General features: G+C 54.4%; 14 protein-coding genes. 6 read left to right on the top strand and 8 right to left on the bottom strand.

The window, feature by feature from the left end; genetic code table 11:
* The first annotated feature begins 58 nt into the window (after positions 1 to 58).
* The gene (locus tag AC5DDB_RS07200) at positions 59 to 2,011 is read left to right on the top strand and encodes an ATP-dependent helicase (RefSeq protein WP_491739019.1); all 1,953 of its coding nucleotides are present in this window, start codon (positions 59 to 61) and stop codon (positions 2,009 to 2,011) included.
* 3 nt (positions 2,012 to 2,014) lie between these two features.
* Here the strand turns inward: AC5DDB_RS07200 and AC5DDB_RS07195 are convergent, their stop codons facing one another.
* Entirely contained in the window at positions 2,015 to 4,330 is a 2,316-nt protein-coding gene (locus AC5DDB_RS07195) for a PSD1 and planctomycete cytochrome C domain-containing protein (protein ID WP_491739018.1), read from the bottom strand.
* 208 nt (positions 4,331 to 4,538) lie between these two features.
* Here AC5DDB_RS07195 and glgX point away from each other — a divergent pair, with 208 nt between their 5' ends.
* A complete protein-coding gene (gene glgX / locus AC5DDB_RS07190) occupies positions 4,539 to 6,863 on the top strand; it encodes a glycogen debranching protein GlgX (protein WP_491739017.1) in 2,325 nt (774 codons plus the stop codon).
* 105 nt (positions 6,864 to 6,968) lie between these two features.
* Here the strand turns inward: glgX and AC5DDB_RS07185 are convergent, their stop codons facing one another.
* The 4 genes from AC5DDB_RS07185 to AC5DDB_RS07170 all read right to left on the bottom strand — a co-directional run bounded on the left by AC5DDB_RS07185 (position 6,969) and on the right by AC5DDB_RS07170 (position 11,785).
* The gene (locus tag AC5DDB_RS07185) at positions 6,969 to 7,808 is read right to left on the bottom strand and encodes a lipopolysaccharide kinase InaA family protein (protein WP_491739016.1); all 840 of its coding nucleotides are present in this window, start codon (positions 7,806 to 7,808) and stop codon (positions 6,969 to 6,971) included.
* Entirely contained in the window at positions 7,789 to 8,934 is a 1,146-nt protein-coding gene (locus AC5DDB_RS07180; protein WP_491739015.1) for a glycosyltransferase family 4 protein, read from the bottom strand. The genes AC5DDB_RS07185 and AC5DDB_RS07180 overlap by 20 nt, the downstream gene beginning before the upstream one ends.
* A gap of 176 nt (positions 8,935 to 9,110) precedes the next feature.
* On the bottom strand, positions 9,111 to 10,160 hold the full coding sequence (waaF, locus tag AC5DDB_RS07175) for a lipopolysaccharide heptosyltransferase II (protein WP_491739014.1): 1,050 nt from the start codon (positions 10,158 to 10,160) through the stop codon (positions 9,111 to 9,113).
* Between the two features lie 68 nt (positions 10,161 to 10,228).
* Positions 10,229 to 11,785: a PfkB family carbohydrate kinase gene (locus AC5DDB_RS07170; RefSeq protein WP_491739013.1), complete on the bottom strand. Its 1,557-nt coding sequence runs from the start codon at positions 11,783 to 11,785 to the stop codon at positions 10,229 to 10,231.
* Between the two features lie 562 nt (positions 11,786 to 12,347).
* Between AC5DDB_RS07170 and AC5DDB_RS07165 the strand changes: the two genes are divergently transcribed.
* On the top strand, positions 12,348 to 13,778 hold the full coding sequence (locus tag AC5DDB_RS07165; protein WP_491739012.1) for an ammonium transporter: 1,431 nt from the start codon (positions 12,348 to 12,350) through the stop codon (positions 13,776 to 13,778).
* A 572-nt stretch (positions 13,779 to 14,350) separates the two neighbouring features.
* The gene (locus AC5DDB_RS07160) at positions 14,351 to 14,851 is read left to right on the top strand and encodes a hypothetical protein (RefSeq protein ID WP_491739011.1); all 501 of its coding nucleotides are present in this window, start codon (positions 14,351 to 14,353) and stop codon (positions 14,849 to 14,851) included.
* A gap of 97 nt (positions 14,852 to 14,948) precedes the next feature.
* Here AC5DDB_RS07160 and AC5DDB_RS07155 read toward each other — a convergent pair whose 3' ends face one another.
* On the bottom strand, positions 14,949 to 16,004 hold the full coding sequence (locus AC5DDB_RS07155; protein ID WP_491739010.1) for an acyl-CoA desaturase: 1,056 nt from the start codon (positions 16,002 to 16,004) through the stop codon (positions 14,949 to 14,951).
* Between the two features lie 285 nt (positions 16,005 to 16,289).
* On the opposite strand from AC5DDB_RS07155, the gene AC5DDB_RS07150 reads away from it, so the two are divergent.
* A complete protein-coding gene (locus AC5DDB_RS07150) occupies positions 16,290 to 16,877 on the top strand; it encodes an isochorismatase family protein (protein ID WP_491739009.1) in 588 nt (195 codons plus the stop codon).
* Between the two features lie 84 nt (positions 16,878 to 16,961).
* Here AC5DDB_RS07150 and AC5DDB_RS07145 read toward each other — a convergent pair whose 3' ends face one another.
* Positions 16,962 to 17,777, bottom strand: a complete 816-nt coding sequence (locus AC5DDB_RS07145; protein WP_491739008.1) for a sugar phosphate isomerase/epimerase family protein — start codon at positions 17,775 to 17,777, stop codon at positions 16,962 to 16,964.
* 93 nt (positions 17,778 to 17,870) lie between these two features.
* On the opposite strand from AC5DDB_RS07145, the gene AC5DDB_RS07140 reads away from it, so the two are divergent.
* On the top strand, positions 17,871 to 19,406 hold the full coding sequence (locus AC5DDB_RS07140) for a hypothetical protein (protein ID WP_491739007.1): 1,536 nt from the start codon (positions 17,871 to 17,873) through the stop codon (positions 19,404 to 19,406).
* Position 19,407: 1 nt separating this feature from the next.
* Here AC5DDB_RS07140 and AC5DDB_RS07135 read toward each other — a convergent pair whose 3' ends face one another.
* Positions 19,408 to 20,862: a serine/threonine protein kinase gene (locus AC5DDB_RS07135; RefSeq protein WP_491739006.1), complete on the bottom strand. Its 1,455-nt coding sequence runs from the start codon at positions 20,860 to 20,862 to the stop codon at positions 19,408 to 19,410.
* Positions 20,863 to 20,902: the final 40 nt, after the last annotated feature.

The raw sequence follows: 20,902 nt of genomic DNA, 5'->3' as shown, positions 1-20,902 counted from the left end.
TGCGAACGCTTCGCATACCATTTTCGACCGGAAACACCTCGCGACGTTGAATTGATCCATGCAGCATCTAGCCGACTTGAACCCGCCGCAACGTGAGGCGGTTCTCACCGATTCGGGACCGCTGTTGGTTTTGGCCGGTGCAGGAACCGGAAAAACTCGTGTCATTACATTCCGCATGGCCGAGTTGATCCGTAACGGCGTCCCGGCGGATCGGATTCTCTCGGTCACGTTTACGAATAAAGCCGCTCGGGAAATGTTACACCGGGCGATGAGTTTGCTCGGCGGACGACGGAAAACGAAGCCGATCATTTCCACGTTTCACTCGCTATGCGTGAAGATTCTGCGACAGGAAATTACGGCTCTTGGATACCCCGCAGACTTCACGATTTACGATCGTGGTGATCAGGAAGCCGCCGCCCGGACCGCTCTTCGGGATATTCGTGTCACCGATCAAACAATGCGTCCTAACGATCTGCTGAACCGGATCAGTCAGTGGAAGATGGCGGGAGTCGCACCAGATCGGGCGAAAGACTTCACCGATCACGATCTCGATTTCCTCGCAGCGACTGCATACCGCCGATATCAACAGAAGCTCAAGTCATGCGGTGCGGTCGATTTCGATGATTTGCTGTTGCTCACGTTGCAGTTGTTCGATGAGTTTCCCGAGACGCTCGAACGTCAGCAAAAGCGATTTGATTATGTGCAGATCGACGAGTACCAAGACACCAACGGCACTCAGTTTCAGATCATCGAGAAACTCGTCGAGCCGCATCATAACATCTGTGTGGTCGGTGACGATGACCAATCGATTTACGGCTGGCGGGGGGCGGAGGTCGAGCACATTCTGAACTTTGCCGGTCATTTCCCCGGTGCGAAAGTCGTGCGGCTCGAAGACAATTACCGCTGCACCGATCGGATTCTCGATCTCGCTAACCGATTAGTGCGACACAATTCGGCTCGGCACGACAAAGTTTTGCGGGCCCACAAGCGTGCGGTGAGCGATGTTCGTTGTTTTGCGTTCGAGGATGAAACCAAAGAAGCCGAGTTTGTCGTCAACGAAGTCGAACAGTTAGTGAATCGACAGAAAGTCGATGCGAGCGATATTGCAGTTCTCTTCCGCACGAACGAGCAACCCCGTGTCTTCGAACAAGAGTTTCGCCGCAAGCGGGTGCGATATGTGTTGCTGGGTGGGCAGTCATTCTTTGATCGTCGCGAGATCAAGGACATGCTCGCGTACTTGAAGCTGCTGGCAAACCCGGCTGATGAAGTTTCGCTGCTGCGAATTATCAACACGCCTGCACGAGGGGTCGGAACCACGTCCGTTGAAAAACTTCTGGAACGTGCGGTCAAAAGTGGCAGGACGTTGTGGGAGACACTGCCTGTTGCGGTCGAAGCGGGTGATGTTTCCAAGAAGGCCGCACAGTCGGTTGTCGCGTTTTACGATTTGTTGAATCGCTACCGGGCTCGGTTTCAAGAAGCTCCCAAGGCAATGGCGGAGCATGCAGAAGCGTTGATCAAGGAAATCGGCTACGACAATGAAATTGCCAAGCAGTACCCGAAAGAGGAAATTCGAGCGACCAAACGCGCCATGCTCGATCAACTAGTAACAGCGCTTCGAGAACATGCCGAACGCACGGCGAAACCTACGTTGATCAATTTTCTTGAAGAGTCGGCATTGATCGGTGGGGAAGACGGCTTTGGCAAAAGTGACCCGATGAAAAGTGATGGAGTTCGCTTGATGACGCTGCACTCCGCGAAGGGGCTGGAGTTCTCGCGGGTCTACTTGGTTGGATTAGAAGAAGGCATTTTGCCGCATCGTCGGTCGCTAGAAGTCGGTGAAAAAAGCATCGCGGAAGAACGGCGGTTGGCGTACGTTGGCATCACGCGGGCGAAAGATCACCTGACACTCACACGCGCCGTCGCTCGAACCAAGTGGGGACGCAAACGGGATTCGCATCCGTCACGCTTCCTCTGGGAAATGCAAAACGCCAAAACCGCTCGCGAGCCGTGACCTCTATTGCAGGTATAGAAACTCGTTGGTGCTGAGCATCATTTGACACCAATCGACAAAGGCGAGGCGTTGAGCCTTGGTGGCATCGGCTTCGTTGTGCAGATCGGCTTGCGTTTTTACAAACTCTTGCGAGATCGCCGATTCTTCGGAAGTCGGCTCGCGGCTGAATAACAATTCGTAGACTTGGCGAATGGCTTCAGCGGTTTCGACTCCATCGGTGCGATTGGCAAGTCCTTCGGCGTACTGGCGAGCCTGCGGGCTATTGAGAAACGCGAGTGCTTGAGGGGCAACAGTTGTGGTACTCCGCCGCCCAATGCCGACGAGATGTTCCGGCCAGTCGAAGAGCATCATTGTCGGAATGAGTTGGCTGCGTTTGATGAAGAAGTAAATGCTCCGCCGTCGCATGTTTTGATCGAGAGTACCGGGGCCGAATGGCGTCTCATCGAGCAACCCGCTAACCGCAAGCATACCATCGCGGATGGCTTCAGCTTCGAGTCGGCGCGGTGTCCAGCGACCGAATAGCGAAGTTCGCAACGCGAGTTTCTCCGGCGATGCGTCGTTGTCTACCGCTTGTTGCCGATAGGTTTGGCTCATCACGATCAACTTGTGCAATCGTTTGAGCTTCCAACCGTGATGAACGAGATCGACCGCGAGCCAATCCAACAACTCAGGATGCGAGGGACGTCCGCCCTGGAAACCAAAGTCGCTTGGCGTACTAACAATGCCACGTCCGAAATGGTAATGCCACAACCGGTTGACTATCACGCGGGCCGCTAGATGACCGGCTCCGTCTTGTGTATCCGTCAGCCAATTTGCCAAACCGGTTCGACGGTAACTCTGTTGGACGCCATCTGGAGCGGCGGTTTTCCAGAACTCATCGGTTCGACCGTTCCGCTTGAGGACGCCGAGATACCCCGGTTCCGCCACACCGTCTTTCTGCGAGGCATCGCCCCGCTTGAGAAAGTGCACCTGTGGATAGAAGTGCGGAAAGCCTCTGCCATCCGCGTGGTGCTTCATATGCGGGTACCCCTCCGACGTGACTTGCACTTTGACTTTCGGGACTGCGGGGGCTTGTTCTCCCTTCGGCGGTTTGATCACAGGACCTGCGGGAAGTCCGGTAGCGGACTCGCGAGGCAAATCAATTTCACTGCGGATCGTCGTCGCAAAAGTCGCGGCGAGTTGATAGTAATCGCGTGACGAGATGGGATCAAATTTATGATCGTGACAGCGAGCACATCCGACCGTCAGCCCCAAGATCGAAGTGCCGATGGTGCCGATCATGTCATCCAACTCATCGTAGCGGGCGGATTCAAATTCTTGTTCGGTGAGTTGTGTCGGGAATGCACCGGCACCAAGGAAACCAGTTGCCATCATTGCGAGAGGGCTCTCTGGCGCAAATTCATCGCCGGCAATTTGCCAGCGGATGAACTGATCGTAAGGTATGTCGTCGTTGAGTGCTTGAATCAAAAAGTCGCGGTAGTGGTAAGCGTGGGGACGGTTGTAGTCTTGTTCGTAACCGTGACTTTCCGCAAACCGAGCCACATCCATCCAATGTCGCGCCCATCGTTCCCCGTAGTGCGAAGAGGCCAACAACGAATCCACAAGTTTTTCGTACGCTTTCGGACTCGGGTCCGCGACAAAATCTGCAACCTGTTGGGGTGTCGGCGGCAAACCAAGTAAGTCGAACGACAACCGACGAATCAGTACTTTGCGGTCTGTCGAAGGAAGTAGGTCCAAGTCGTCTGCGGCAAGACGGTGTCGAATGAAGGCGTCGATCGGGTGTTGGTCGGGGCTGGTTTTTCCGTCGTGATCAGGGGGAGAAACGACTTGCAGCGGGCGAAAGGACCAGAACTCTCGATCGGCATCGGTCACCGGGGAACGACTTGCCGGAGTGGATTGAGAGTCGATGAGTGGTTTGTCGAACGGAGCCCCCAAATCAAGCCACTTCGCGATATGAGCAATCTCGGTTTCCGAAAGCTTCGGCGCTTTAAACGGCATATGGGGTTCGGCGGTATGCCGAATCAGTTCCATCAAATAACTGTCGTCCGCAGTTTTGCCCACGTAGCCGCTGTCGAGCAATGCCTTGCGAGTGGATAAGTCGAAGTCGGCTTTGGTCGATTTTCCGCCATGACATTCCACGCATTTATCGATGAGTATTGTACGGACCCGATCTTTGAATACGACCAGTCCCGCTTTCATCTTTTCGGAATGATCTGCTTCGATGTTCGGTTTCGTTTCTTCTGCCTGGACGATATTCGGTTGTACGACCAAGAAAATCAGAAGAAGGTACGATGCGAAACGCGGATCGACGACGCTCATGCTATTACCCTAAAAACCGTGGTTCGTCAGACGATGCAAGTATTTGAGACAGTATCATCAGACGAATAAGTGTCGGTGCATTTTAGCCGTCTTAGCATGGCATTGCGAGTTGCGAACGAGCGATCGGAATTTGAGAGTCTGTTCTCTCTGGACATTGATGCTATGATGTCTGCGATCGACGGTGAGGTTGATAGTCACAAATCGAGCCATGAACCACTTCGGTGACTGGGGCTTCCGCAACTGGGACACCGCGACGACCAAAGAGAAACGAAAGAGCTATATGCCAACTTCAAATAAATCCAAAGGTCCTAAGCGACCGGTCGGCAAAGACAAACGAGTTCGTGGTGTTCGCACACAAGAACAACGAACCGGTGTGCCATCACAAGTTCGGCGGGTGTGGACCGGACGTTCGTACCCACTCGGTGCAACTTGGGATGGCAAGGGCGTCAACTTTGCGCTCTATGCCGAAAACGCGACTAAGGTTGAACTCTGCTTGTTCGACTCACCCGATGCAAAGCAGGAATCAATTCGCATCCCGATGCCGGAACAGACCGATCTCGTTTGGCACTGTTATCTCCCTGATGTCATCCCCGGCCAAATCTATGGGTATCGGGTGCACGGCCCATACGATCCACCGCAAGGCCATCGCTTTAATCCGAACAAGGTGCTGCTCGATCCTTACGCGAAAGCTATTGCTCGGCGGGCCGAGTGGGATGATTGTTTATTCGGATACGAGATTGGTCATCCCGATGCAGATTTGTCGTTCGATTCCCGCGATAGTGCTGCCCATGCTCCGCTTGCGATGGTCGTCGATCCGGCGTTCACATGGGGCGATGATCGACGTCCAAATCATCCGTGGAATCGCACCGTAATCTACGAAATGCACGTTCGCGGCTTCACCAAGCTTCATCCCGAACTCCGTGAGGAATGGCGTGGAACTTACATGGGGTTGGGTTCGGAAGCGGCGATCGATCACCTCACGAATTTGGGCGTTAATGCCGTCGAACTCTTGCCGGTGCAATACTTCCCGAACGATCGGCACTTGGTCGAGAAAGGTCTGAACAATTATTGGGGGTACAATACTCTCGGCTATTTCGCACCGCAGACATGGTTCTCGTCTGAGTCGGAGGGCTTAGATACCGTTCGTGAATTCAAAACGATGGTGCGAAACCTGCACGCAGCCGGGATCGAGGTTATCCTCGACGTTGTGTACAACCACACGGCGGAAGGCAACCAAATGGGACCGACGTTGTCATTCCGCGGAATCGACAACGCTGCTTACTATCGTGTCTCGCCTGAGGATCCCCGGTATTACATGGACTACACCGGGTGCGGCAACACCTTCGCCATGACCAACCCCCGCGTACTGCAACTGATCATGGACAGTCTGCGGTACTGGATTCTGGAAATGCATGTCGACGGGTTCCGCTTCGATCTCGCTAGTACTCTCGCACGAGAACTTCACGAAGTGAACAAGCTGGGTGCGTTCTTTGATATCATTCACCAAGATCCCATTATCAGCCAAGTCAAGTTGATTGCCGAGCCATGGGATCTCGGAGAAGGCGGTTACCAGGTGGGGAACTTCCCGATCGGGTGGTCTGAATGGAACGGCAAATACCGTGACACGGTGCGGAGTTTCTGGAAAGGTGACGGCGGCGTGGTGAGTGAATTCGCTACCCGGTTCTGTGGCTCGAGCGATCTCTATGAATGGTCGAGTCGCCGTCCTCACGCCAGCATCAACTTCATCACCTGTCACGATGGTTTCAATCTAAACGACTTGGTTTCGTATAACCACAAACATAACGAAGCCAACGGCGAAGACGGAAACGATGGAGCCGACGACAACATTAGTTGGAACTGTGGTGTGGAAGGCCCGACCGATGATCCGGAAATCATCGAATTCCGCGAACGCAAAAAACGCAGCATGTTGGCGACGCTGATGTTCTCGCAAGGTGTGCCGATGCTACTTGCGGGGGATGAGATCAGTCACACGAAACAGGGCAACAACAACACCTACTGTCAGGACAATGAACTGACTTGGCTCAATTGGGATCTGGACGAGCGGAAGGAAAAACTGCTTGCCTTCACTCGCGAAGTGATCCGAATTTGGGAAAACCAACCGGTGTTGCGTCGTCGTCGATTCTTCCACGGTGAAGCGATTGAAGGTTCGAATGCGTCCGATATCGCTTGGTTGTATCCGGACGGCGAAGAAATGGACGCGGACGGTTGGAACACCGGGTTCGCGCGCAGCGTGGGTGTGATTTTGTTCGGAGACTCAATCGATGTCGATGAACATGGCGAACAGATTACCGGCGACACGCTCGTGCTGTTCTTCAATGGCGATCAAGCCAATGCCATCGACTTCACGCTTCCGATGACCGACGAAAGTTATCCTTGGCAGTTGGTGCTCGATACCGCCAATCCAGACGCCGAAACTGAAGTCTTCCCTGCCGAGTCTCAGTACACGGTTCAAGCGGCAGCACTTGTGATGTTGCGGCTGAAAACCCCTGATGACGTCAAGACCGTGCATTAGGCTTGTAGAGCAGTTGACGTTTGATCGTCGCGGTTTGTGTCTTGTGGAGGTCGGAAGTCACCGGTTACTCGGGACCTTCACAGACACAGAAAGCCGTACTACGGTCTACAATCGATTCTTCTCAGAATGTTGCTTGATGCCAGCGACTTTGCTGCCGATGCGGTTGTAGAACCGGCGATCAGACGGACAAAGTTCGCGATCGAGATAAGTCTCTAGAAACGCATTGACGCTCCAGCCGTCTAGGTCGCGGGCAGAGTACAATAACTGTGAAAGGTCTTTGACCACCCAGTGACGACTCAGTCGAGCCAACTTCCGGGCCCGACCGAGATCGATCACAAGGATCTGCGACCAAACATCGTGCGTCGGGACTAAAAGGTGTCCCAGGTAGAAGTCTTGGTGGTGCAAGCCGGCGTCGTGCATTTGACGCGCTAACTTCGCAACGAGAACCGACATTCGCTCAACATCATTCGACGACGTCGTTGGATCGCTGAGATAATCCGACAGCTTGCGACAGTTTTCGATCGCTGCGGTAATTAGAAACGAACGACGGCCGTCTTCACCGAGGGCGACCGGTGTCATGGTGGGAATGTCGGCTGCTGTGAAATCTTGGATTGCGGTCCATTCATTGCGTGCGCCGAGAATCGGTCGACGGAGTCGCAAGTAAGGTTTGAGATATTCCCGCCAAGGCGATGGCTCATGTCGTTTGATATAAAACGCGTGCTCGACGCCATCGGGGCCCGTCAGTGTGAAGCGACTCGTCACCCGCTCGGCGAGCACATTTTTGGCGACCGTCCCAAGTGAGGCATCCATGAGTGACGCGAAAGTCAGCCGATCGTTGTGACGGAAGGTTTCGACGAAATCGTTTGCGATCTGCAAGCGACCGTGATCAAAAACCGTGGTTTCCAACGGTGATGTCTTCGGAACATCAAGCAGCCCGCTTTTCATCAAGCACTTCCTCAAAAAGTTGTAGCGTCTGACGGATGTTGTTCTCAATGGGCATTTGCCGAGCCGTTTCCACGCAGCGGACGGACATCGTTTCTCGGTCGTTTGTCGAGAGATCGAAGTGCATGTTGATTCCCTCGGTCATTTCATCCACGGAATGCACCGTCGGCACCAACCAACCCGTCTTGCCCGGAGTCACAATGTCGGCACCGCCCGAAGTTGTGGACGTCATCACCGGCAAACCACAGGCCATCGCTTCCAGGTTGACGTTCGGAAACGGTTCGTACGCGGTCGGCAAAATGAATAAGTCGCCAGCTCCGTAACAGCGTTGGATGTCGCTGCGTCTTCCGGCGAAATGCACGCGATTGCCAATTCCGAGTTGGTCGGCAATTCGCTGAAACTTACGAACCGGTCCCGTGCCGAGGACCAGTAGTTCGGTTTCATGATGCTTCGAGTTTGCAATGGCTTCGAGAATCGAACGCAACCCCTTGCCTTCGAAATCCATCGACGCAAACACCAGCAGCGGCACATCCGGTGAAATGCCAAGTTCTTCCCGAACAGCTTTGCGTTCGGTTTGCACACCCGGGTGAAAGAGTGTTGTGTCGACGCCGTTGTAAATCGTGCGGAGTTTCTCTTCGGGCACGTTGTAATACTTCCGCACGAGATCGCGATCCAAGCGGGACTGCGTTACCACACGGCGGACCGAGTCATCATTGTAGATCACGCGTTCTAATTCGATTAGCGTGCGATGTCGAGGATTCATCCGCTGTATCGACCGGGTAACTCCATTGCGATACCGCACGCCAAGCCAGTGGGATTGCAACCGCTCCGTCACGCGGACAGCGTCGAGGCCGAAAGACCGTCCGATGCCATATGTGATATCAAACTTTCGCTCTCGGGCGATCTGTCCTGCTCGGATGGCAAAAGAGCGGTTGTGCAATGCAGACGTCAGCCGATTCGTTCGCACCGGCAGAAATTCGACTTCGTCGATGAGATCCTCGTCGATACGCTCGCCAATAACGCTCACTTGATGGCCAAGTTTCTGAAATTGCCGGGCGAGCGTGACCGTGTAGCGTTCGGATCCCCCGGCTTGAAGTGAGAATCGTTTTTTAACGAAGGCAATGTGCATCACGATTCTCGGAGCTGAGGAATTCACGCGGCACAGGTTCAATTCAGGTGCGGCGTACTTGATGAGAGTGAGTTTTGTGTGTCACTGGTTCTGCCAGTGCGAGTCTCGGCGAGTGTTGGAACGGTAAAGCACTGGCGAAGCCAGTGGCATACTAGGAAAAGCTTTGGTTCAATGGGCTACGCGACGCGACGTGATTGCGGCTGTTGGTTCAGCAATTCGCAAGCGGCCCGAAACACACTATCCGGCGTGAGTTCGTTCATGCAGCGATGATGTTGCAACGGGCACACACGTTTTTGACACGGCCCGCACTCCATATCTAACTGCAAGTGAACCGCCTTGGGTGCATAGGTTTCGCTCCAGGCGATGTGCGTTGGCCCGAACAGCGTGACTGCAGGGACATCGAAGGGTTGGGCGAAATGTCGCGGGCCCGAGTCCGTCGTCACCAACAGTTCAGCCGACTCGACACAGGCTTTCGTCAAACCGATGCTTGGAGGAAACTCTGCAAGGCTCGTCACGAATTGGTGCCGGGTTTCGTTCACAATCTGTCGGGCGATTTCTCGTTCCGCAGGTCCACAAAGAACAAGCACCGATTTTCCCAACTCATCTGCGAATCGATTCGCTAACGCGGCAAAGTGTTCCGCAGGCCAATGTTTCGCGGCTCCGAACGCCCCTCCGGGGTTCAAGCAAACAAGTGGACGTTCCCGCAACAATGCCGGCTGCGTATTCCAAAAGTCAGCCAATTGTTTGCGGTCTTGCGGTTGTACGACGAGTTCCGTTTGCTTGGAAGTCGGACGACAGCCGAGCTGTTCCGTCAGCCGGAGATACTCATCGAGAACAGGGTTTGGCTCCGACTTGGGTTTCGGACGCACCGGGTGAGTTAGTAGCAACGTCCGGCCGTCTCGGGCAAATCCAACACGCGTGGGAGCACGGGAAACACACGCCATCAAAGCCGATCGCATCGAATTCGGCAGCAGGACGAGCGTATCAAATTGCTCACGATACAATGTCCGCGCCATCCGCCAACCCTGAAGATTCCGGTCTTTGCCGCGGGGGTTGTAGAACATCACTCGGTCCAGGCTATCCAGACCGGCGAGGACGTCTGCAACATAGGGACGGCAAATTCCGACAATCTCCGAGCACAGAAATTGCGTTCGCAAGGCCCGCAGTGCCGGCGTTGCCATCACAGCATCGCCGATCCAGTTAGGGAGAAAAACACCGATTTTCATGGGTTACTCTCGCGCGTGCGACTTGTTTAGGGAAGCGGGCGGCGATTTCGTGTCAACGGGACGATTGATCAACCAGCTTTGCGTTCGGGCAGTGACGGGTCGGTGTCGGTATTCCGAGCAGACGGATGCGGCAGGACATCCGGAGTGTCGAGACCTCGGATGCGTTGCAGAATCCGTGTCGTCGACATGCCAGGAGTTTCACCCATCGGTTTTACCGTTCCGCCATACGCTTCCACCATTTCCCAGCCGACGATTTCTTCTTTGGCATAGGTTCCGCCTTTGACAAGCATGTCCGGCTGCAGAGATTCGATGACCGCGTGAGGTGTGGACTCGTCGAACACGACGACATAATCCACAGCTTCGAGCGCGGCCAACATGGTGGAGCGATGAATCTGATCGAAAATTGGACGGTCGTCTCCTTTGCCCAAACTCCGAACACTGGCATCACTATTGATCGCGACCACAAGACAATCGCCTTCACGGGCAGCTTGCTCGAGATACCCGACGTGTCCGATGTGAAGCAGATCGAAGCAACCGTTGGTCATCACAATGCGTTGCCCAAGTTTTCGGCGGGCAGTGATGTGACGTTTCACGTTGGTAAGTTCGGTGACTTTGTCTTCTACCGACCGGGCACCATGTAGCAGGTCGGCAATGATTTCTTCGCGGCTCAGGGTGACGACACCGATTTGCTCAACTTCCAATCCGCCAGCGACATTCGCGAGTTTGCAGAGATCGCTCGTTGAAATCCCCGCCGCCAGACCGAGCCCGATCGTGGAGATGACCATGTCCCCTGCCCCCGTGATATCGCAAACTTCACGCTTCCGCGTGGAGTGCATCTCGCGACGACCGTCGGCATGGACGAGGGCAATGCCATCGCTGTCGAGCGTGACGTAAATGTGATCGAGATTCAGTTCTCGACAAAGTTGCTCGCCAGCGGCAAAGGCTTCTTCAGTCGTATTAATGGTACGACCAGTCATGCGGCCAGTTTCTACGCGGTTCGGTGTAATCGCGGTGGCGCCTGCGAAGTGAGCCCCTGCTCCGCTACCGGGCGGATCGGCCAACACCGGGATTCCTGCTTTCCGAGCCTGCTCGATGACCGGGGCGACGACCTCCGCGGTGCACACGCCTTTGGCATAGTCGGAAATCAAAATGGCATCGAACTCGGACAACCGACTCAGAATACATTTGCGGATCTCGTCGGCAATTTCCGTCGAGACCGCCTCACGAGTTTCTCGATCAACCCGCAACATTTGATGGGGATGACGATGCGGTGCATGTCCGAGGTAGCGTTGTTTCACGGTGGTGGGACGAGACGGATCGTCGACAACGCCCGCACAGTCGGCTCCAATTTTTTCCAGTTGTCGTCGCAGAACTTGAGCATCGGCATCGGCACCGACGACTCCGGCAACGGTCACTTGGGCATTTAACCCGCAGAGCATCTGAGCAACATTCGCCGCTCCGCCGAGTCGGACTTCTTGTCGCTCTTCCCGCAATGTGACAACGGGAGCTTCCTGGCTGATTCGCTCGGCATCGCCCCAGATGTAGCGATCGAGAATCAAATCTCCCAGGACGAGCAATCGCGGTTCTCCCAGGCCCTCGACGGCGTTGATGAGATGATAAGACATTGGTTTGTCTGGCCTTATGCTGACAAGGGGCAATCCGGATTCCGAACAGACCGCGACAGTTCAACCACGGGATTCGGGAAGCGGCGGTATGGTGGCAACCGACCGCAAATGCGTCAATCCCGATTCGGACGCCCTCTGGGCATTCTCGATGATTATCGCTGCTGATATAGCGCGCGTTGGTGCTTTCGTTTTGGGCAGAGACGTTGCCCGATGTCTAAGCATGTTTGCTTCGAGAAGGTCGTGTTCAAAAAAAGAGTGCCTGCTTTCACAGGGAAAACCCGTTTTTTTTCATCGAAAATTCCTGTTGCTCAGAACTCGGGCAGGTCAGGCATACGAATTGCGTTCTGCTCATTTTATTGAAAGTCCACAGCTTCCGATCATGCGGGTTGGTCTCTCCCTCCACTCCCCCGCGAACATTGATTGGAGAGAACTCGGAATCAACTTGAACGTCATGATGCGAAGTCGCGATGGCTGGGTCGGTGCTGCCTGCGAATCGTCTTCGTTTCCCACTTGAACATTTTGTTGTCCACCGTGATGCACCATCTGCGAAAGGGAACCATCCATGAAACGCTTACTTGCGCTCGGAGCACTTCTGAGCGGCATTCTTTTCCTCAGCCCAGTCCTCGGTCTGGCCCCTGTTTATGCACAGGACGAAGAACCAACCGCCGAAGCCAGTCCAGAAGCGGGTGGTGAAACCGAAGAGGCCGAAACCGAAGAGGCTCCTGCGGAAGAGGAAGATCCTTACGCTGCCATCCCGATGGATACGCAAATTTGGTACGGGATCGGCAACGTTATCCTTTTCGTCTGTGCGGTTCTGGTGCTGTTTATGCAGGCCGGATTCGCGATGGTGGAATCAGGCTTCAATGCCTCGAAAAACACTGTCAACATCCTCTTCAAGAACGTGATGGACCTTTGCTTGGGAGCATTATTGTTCTGGGCAATCGGGTACAACATTATGTATCCCGGTGCGTGGGGTGACGGCAACCCGAACGGGTACTTTGCAATGCCTGACTCGATCGGGCGTCCGGAAGTCCAAGATGCAGAGGGTTTGAGCGGGACAAGCTTGTCTCCGCAATCGGACTTCTTGTTCCAAGTCGCGTTCGCTGCGACCGCTGCCACGATCGTCTCCGGTGCTGTCGCCGGCCGTATGAAGTTCGGTGCTTACCTGATCTACAGTATGATTCTGACGGCGATCGTTTACCCGATCAGTGGTTCGTGGAAATGGGGTTACGGATGGTTGGATGCAAAAGGCTTCCACGACTTCGCTGGCTCGCTGATTGTGCACGCAGTAGGTGGTTTCGCCGGGTTGGCTGGTGCCATTGTCTTGGGACCGCGTATCGGCAAGTTTTCCGAAGATGGCAAGCCACAGGCAATGCCTGGACACAACCTGACGATCGCCGCTCTTGGTGTCTTCATTCTCTGGGTGGGTTGGTATGGCTTTAACCCCGGTAGTGTGCTGACATTCGAAGGTGTCGCGAACATCAATCTGACAATGCTCGTCGCGGTCAACACCACTCTGGCAGCTGCCGCCGGCGGTTTGCTCGGAATGGCGACCTCATGGGGCATGTTTGGAAAGCCGGACTTGTCGATGGCTTTGAACGGTTGTTTGGCCGGGCTGGTCGGCATCACCGCGAATGCTGATGTCGTGACGAACCCAGAGTCCATCATCATCGGTGCAGTTGCCGGTGTCCTTGTGGTGCTCGGTGTCGTGCTTCTTGACAAAGTGAAGATCGACGACCCTGTTGGTGCATGGCCTGTCCACGGTCTGTGCGGGATTTGGGGTGGAATTGCCACCGGTATCTTCGGTGAAGGCAAAGATTTAGGCGTGCAAATCTTGGGGTCAGTCGCCTATGCAGTCTGGGCCTTTGTCACAATGCTCGTCATCTTCCTGGTCCTGAAAACGATCGGCTTGCTCCGCGTTTCACCGGAAGAGGAAATGCAAGGTTTGGACCTCTGCGAACACGGTATGCATGCTTATGAGCAACCGAACTAACGCAACCATGACTTGAACGAATTCACTCGCTGCACGGATGCGGGTATGCGGGTTCGATGTGGAACGGGTTGGCTTGAAATGATTTCGAGCCAACCCGTTTTTCTACGCGCCGAGTGCAGACAACTTTTGATCATCGCAGCAATGATTCTGAACAGTCAGAAATCCAAACGCACAAGCACATCTCACGCGACCATCGATAACTGAAAACTGGTCGAGCGACGCAAATGCTTGAGAAAACTCTTGTTACAACGCCAAATACCGCTGTTTGACGCAACCGTTACAACACGGAAGGATAGGAAGGCGTGTCGTTGCCGGACCATTTCGTCCAACCGTGCGCGGTGCATCGATCAGCACGGAAGCGGCTCAATTTCCATGCGGTTTCGCCGGAACATCGCCCGATATCCACCTATGTGCCCGTCGCAGATCGCACCCCGGGCATCGAGCTTCGCGATCATAGAAGGATGTTTCACAGCAAACATCTTTCCTCGCGATCAGCCCCTACCTGACAAGTATTCATAAGAGCCCGCCGCGGTATCGATCGCGGTCCACGTTGTGATTCGGAGAAAACGCCGTTGAGTCATTCGCACCTCCCCGTTCAACATTTGCTCAAACAATTGGAGACCTACCAAAACACGCCGAGAGAGTTCGTCGATATCCGACCCGATTGGTTAGTCGACCTTGTGGAAAACGCAGCGGAATTGTTTGATCCCGAAGATGATGTGGCTCGGGTCGGCTTTCAATGTAGCCTGACGGAAACGAACTGGGCCGTCGATGTTTATCTTGGTCTTGTCGAACACGTGGGTGGGCCAGTCGACGGATCAAGACGTCCAGCGGCATTTCGGTTCGATGTGCAGGGCGTGCAAGAACTTTTCAGTGGCGTCGACAGCGTTGCATGGAAGACGTTCTCTGCGGAGTCGTCGACTGAAGTCTCGCCAATGATCGAGAATTCCGTGATTGAAGTCCAAGGCTGGATCGGGGATGAATCCGTCCGTCTGACAGTCCATGGCTTGCCGATCGCAGATGCCGGTCCGGCGATGCGGTGTTATCCTGACGGTCGTCTCGACGTCGTATGACTCGATGGCATAGGTCTGAAGACATTGACGATAAAATCGATAAAGCCCCGTCCAACGGTTGTTGGACGGGGCTTTCTTATTGAGATCAGAGTTTAACTTACGTGGTCGCAGCTGGAATCGGGTTCGCTGGAGCGTCGTTTTCATCGACGCCAGCTTTGCGGCTACTACGATCCGGGATTTTGTCTTTGACATCATAAGCTTGGCCGATGAACCGCAAGAAGCGAATGGCCATCCAAGTCATGTCAATTTCCCACCAACGGTGCCCAGCGGGAGCGACCGACGGATGAGCGTGATGGTTGTTGTGCCAGCCTTCTCCGTAGCTTAGCAGTGCAACCCACCACAAATTGCGGGAGCGATCCCGCGTTTCGTAGTTGCGATAGCCCCAAATGTGCGTGGCGGAATTGACAAACCACGTGCTGTGGTAAGCCACCACCATCCGCATGCACAAGCCCCATAACAGCATGGGCAAACCGCCAATCAGATACAAAACGACACCACTGCCTAACAGCAATGCAAATTCGAATTTCTGGAAGAACCGAATCATCGGGCGGTCGAGAAGTTCGGGAACGTACAATCGGTGGGTTCGTTCCCAGTGACCTTTCGGTGGTTTCACGAACAGCCACAGAAGATGCGACCACCAGTTGCCATTGTTGGGAGAGTGCGGGTCGCCTTTTTGATCCGACTTCTGATGGTGCAATCGGTGTGTGGCAGCCCAATCCAATGGCGAACCTTCTGCTGACAGCGTTCCACAGAGCATGGCGAAAAATTCCGCCGGCGGCTTAAGCTTCATGGTCTTATGCGAGAGATACCGGTGATATCCCATGCAAATTCCGATGCTCGCTGTTAACCAGTGCATGACTAGGAAACAGATGAACGCCGGCCAAGTAAAGAAGAACAATGCCGCAACCGCACCGACATGCATCACACCGGTCCAAACCAGTGTGAGCCAATCGAGGTTTTTCCAGGTCAAGTTCGCAGGATCATGAAAATCAATGATCAACTGGCGTTCTTCGCTGATCGTTAAAGGCTTCGTTGAGGAAGACTCCGTTTCAACGACTTCCGTTTCAACGGGCGGTTCCAAAGTTGCAATTCCAGAGGCGTCGGCCTCGGTGGCTAACTCGTTTTGAGTTGCCGGAACAATTGTATCAGACATGGGTGAATGGCTTTCCATGAAGAACTGTCGGGCGGATTATGGGAATTCAAGCACGCTGAATATTCAATTCAGGTCAATTTGACACGTAGTTGTACTCTGTATCTTACGCGTGTGTAAACTGCACACTGTCTAGCGGCGGTCAAACTTGTGTCAAACTTGTGTCAAAGCCATAAGTCCATTATTTCATTGACCTTATGGTTTCTGTTTATTCGGTTTGACACCCGCTTTGACACTGCGACATACTTAGCGGCCGATCCGTAACTCTGTTTTTTGGAACTGCCCCCGATGAATCAGCCAAACGACTTTCACCGCAGCCATGAACTAATGTCCGCAGGTCGCTCACGACTTGTCATCGTCGATGTGCAGGAAAAATTCGTTCCGCATATCGCGGAAGCAGATCGGGTCATCGAGGGGTGTCGACGTTTGTTAACCGGGGCAAACATCCTCGACGTGTCAGCTACTGCGACGGAGCAATATCCGAAAGGCCTGGGAGCGACGGTTTCGCCAATCGTCGAATTCTTCGAGACCCGCCCAGAAAAGTTGCGGTTCAGTGCCGGCGAGGTGTTGCCTTGGTCTCTGAATGACGACGACGGAAATGCCCGCGATCAGATCATTCTTGCGGGGATTGAAACCCACATCTGTATCTTGCAAACCGCATTCGATTTCATGGAACGCGGTCTGCGAGTGTATGTCGTCGCCGATGCCGTCAGTAGCCGCTCGACGACGAGTCACAATCTTGCCCTTCAACGGCTGCGTGACGGTGGTGCAGTGATCGTGACCGTCGAGTCAGTCCTGTTCGAATGGTGTGAAGTGGCCGGGACCGAACAATTCAAGCAGATCAGCCAACTCGTCCGCGAACCTTTGCCAAGTTGAGTTTTTACGCTGTGAGCGTGGTCCGTGCGTTCCCGGTGTCTCACTTGAGGCGTTTTCAAGCACCAATCGACTGTTACGACAGCCTCATGCTTCAGCGGCGGCTTTCATCTTTTCGAGGCCGACCTTCGCGACTTCCATAGGATCTTGCTGCCAGAGATCCTCGCGGAACAATTCGAGTGACAAACAGCGGTCGTACCCGATTTGCCGGAGAAGATCGCAATAGCGTTTCAGATCGATGCAACCGTCGCCCGGCATGACGCGGTGCGGATCACGTTGGGTTTCGCGTGGGGGATCGGCGGGGGCATCGTTAAAGTGCGAGACGGCAATCTGTTCCGGACGGAGTTTCGCGATACCTTCCACTCCCCCGCCACCGCGGAAGCAGTGAAATGGATCGACCACGGTCGTGGCATCTGGATCGCCACAGCGTTCCATAATGTCGATGGCCGCTTCGATCGTGTTGACTTCATCGGCGAATCCCAGGTATTCCATCACCGGCTTCACGCCAAACTCCCGTCCGACGGTGAGCAACTTGCGGTATTGTTCTGCTCCGTGGTCGAAGTCGCTGACACCATGATGCGGCGGACCGGCAATCGAATGCGGTGCTCCGACCTCGGCGGCTTGTGCTAAACGACGACGAATTTCATCCATCGCCATGCGATACTCGTCACCGGCGCGATCCCACCATCCTTTCAGGAAAATCGTTGTCGGCACCGACAATCCCTGATCGGCCAATGCTTTGCGGATGTCCGCCAACGAGCCACCGGCTTGCAGATGGAGATCGATATCGTCGTGCCATAACTCAATCGCCTGGTAGCCGACTTCCCCGGCGATTCGAATTTTCTCTAGGATAGGCGTCGGTTTGATCGTACTGGAATTGAGCGAGTAGATGAAATCTGCCATTCTGGAAGTCCGTCGGCAAGCGATCCACGGGGTGTCTATTACGTCCGTTAGCCTACCGAGCGGATTCGAACAACGCAAATTGAACAGGTCGGAATGAAACACCAAAACCATCACACGTATGGCATGTCACTTGTTCATAGAACGTGGTCGAGAATTTGGTGTTTGGGACTGTTGTGGATCATCCTCAGCGGATGCAACGAACCCAAACCGGCGAAAACCGAAAGAAAAACGGACCGGGAATTGGAGACGATTTCCACAAACCAGACGGAAATTGTGAACGAAGAGACGCAGCCAGAGGTGATTCCAGAAATACCGGTCGACCCCGTTTCTCCGGAGATCGAATCCAAGCCAATCCCAGCGACCAACTATCGTCGACCAGACACGAGACCCGTCCGTGACGCTCGTCGCTTGGCGGCGGTGGGCATTCACAAGTACGAGTCCCAGCATCTTTTGCTCTATACCGACATTGCCCCGGAATTCGCGAAAGAACTACCGGACTTGATCGATGCGATTTACCCGGAGTGGGAACGGTACTTTTCACCGTTGCCACCCGATCGCGATGGGAAACCGTTTCAGATGACCGGGTTCCTGATGAAAGACCGGGACCTGTTTCGCCAAATGGGACTTCTACCAGACGACTTGCCCAAGTTTCTCAACGGTCGACATCGGGATCGCGAATTCTGGATGAACGAGCAGGAGTTCGACTACTATCGGCGTCACCTGTTGTTGCATGAAGCAACGCATTGTTTCATGTCCGTGCGTCGCAATAACAACTTGTTGCCACCGGTTTGGTATATGGAAGGCATGGCGGAGTTTTTCGCCACTCACATACGGAACCCTGACGGGGATTTTGTGTTTCGCGTCATGCCGACCAACAACGACGATTTCGCAGGTCTGGGGCGAATCTCATTGATTCAACAAGCCGTCGAGATGGGCGGTTTCCAGCAACTGCAGAACATACTCAACCTGACGCCGAATGATTTTCTGAACAACGAAGCTTACGCTTGGTCGTGGGCGTTGTGTTATTGGTTAGACACGCATCCCGAGTACTCGACTCGGTTTCGCGAGTTGGGCAAGACAAAGTCGCGACCTGAATTTTTGGATCAGTTCGAGAAGTCGTTCCAAGCAGATGCGGAGCAGATGACGGTCGGATGGGGACTGTTTGCAAGCGAATTGACAGAGGGGTACGACGTGATTCGCGCTGCGATTACGATGACGCCTCCCGAACTGATCGCAGATGCCAGCCTAGCCAGCATCCCGGTGCGAGCCGATCGTGGTTGGCAGTCGAGCGGTGTCGAGGTGACACGCGGAACCGTCTACGAAGTTCTAGCGTCCGGGCGTGTGACGTTGGCGAACGAGCCGAAACCTTGGGTCAGCGAACCTGGTGGGATTACGTTCGATTACGTCGCCAAACAACCTTTGGGACGGTTGATGCTTGCGTTTCAAGATGAATCACCAGGACTCCAAGGACCGGCCGACGGGCTGCTCAAGCCGATTCCGATTGGTCTGCGTGCCACGTTCACGGCCCCCGTCGATGGCCGGATTTTCCTCCGGATCAACGATCGGCCCGATAGTCTAGCGGATAATTCGGGCCGCTATTCGGTGACCATTCGAGCGATTCCCGAGTAAGTCACGCTGAACCGCTCGGTTCTTTCTTGCCTTGCACTCCCTCTTCGATGGTCTCTCGCAGTTCACGAAGCTTGAGGGGTTGGACCAGCACACGGGCACGATCCATCGACTTCAGTTTCTTGGCTAGCTGTTGCTGTTTTTCCGAGAGCACTGCAATCGTGAACACCGATTTCTCGGCGGCCTTCTCGACAGCTTGCTGGAAGAACTCGCCAATGTCGTTGCCAATGGAATCGCCCATGAGGATGAGACAATTGGGCGGGTTTGTGTTCAGGCGACTAATTCCCCGTTCCGCGTCACCGACGATCATTACACGATAACCGTGTTTCGAGAGATACTGTCGCAACGCATCTTGTTGTTTGATCCGGCTTTCCACACAAAGAATCGTGGGCTGGCCGTTGGAACCTGCGGGTTGACCCGTCGGGGTGGCTTTGGTTTCGTCTAGCTGATTGATCGCCCGACGAAGATCGAGCGAGAGTTCCGCGGGCTTTTGATAGCGTTGGTTGGCATCGGGATGTAACAGTCGATCGACGATCTCACCGACACAGTTCGGTAACATCGGATCGACAGACCGGACCGGCCGAATGTTGGTGTAGCGTGTCGTCATCCGCCGTTCTTCCGGGTTCTTCGTCGGTGGCCACGGCGGCTGACCGGTTAGCAGTTCGTAATAGACTGCCCCCAAGAAAAACAGGTCGCTGCGGGGATCGTTTCGTCGCGAACCAGGTAACTTTTCGATGGCACCGTATTCGAGTGCTCGGGCATTCGCTTCGCTGTCTTCACTGGTGAACGAGCCGCGATCATCAGCTCCGCCAAGGCCGAAATCCACCAGTTTTGCGACGCCGTCCATTCCCATCAGGATATTCGTTAGCTTCATGTCGCGATGGGTCACGCCTTGTTCCATCGCATAAGCCAACCCTTGAGCAACATCCAAGGCGACCCGTGTGGCATCGAGCGGCGACAACTTGCGTCGCATTTGCAGGAACTCTTTGAGATTCCCGCCTTGTACGAACTCCATCACGAAGTAGTGATACCCACGTTCGGACTGAACTTCGTCGATTCGCACGATATTTCGATGACGAAGTTTCTGGCACATTTCCGCTTCGCGTCGAAACTCAGCCACCATCATGGGATCGTCGGCCCAGCGTTTGCGGAGGACCTTCAGTGCGAACGTCTCACCATCCGACAATCGGCTCGCACGGTACACGCGGGCAAAACTTCCCGATGCATTGCGATACATGATCTTATAATTGCCAAGTACCAGTTCGTCGGCGGCGTCTTGCCGAATTCGACCCGTTTGGTAAGACGTCAGGTGCCCGCTTTGCTCGAGGGCTTTGAGCAAGTCGTCGGGAGTTCGAGTACGCGAACTGACCTGGATCAGGGCGTCATCGATCTGCTGCTGAGTCACGAGGCGGGCTTGGATCAAGTCATGAGTGAGTTGATCGATCGTGGTGATGGGCATAGAGAAACAAAGACCTTCCAGCGGGTATGACGGCTCGGTC

This window comes from Thalassoroseus sp. (assembly GCF_984380535.1).
The sequence above is the reverse complement of the archived record's forward strand: the minus strand, read 5'-3'. Positions and strand labels throughout refer to the sequence as shown.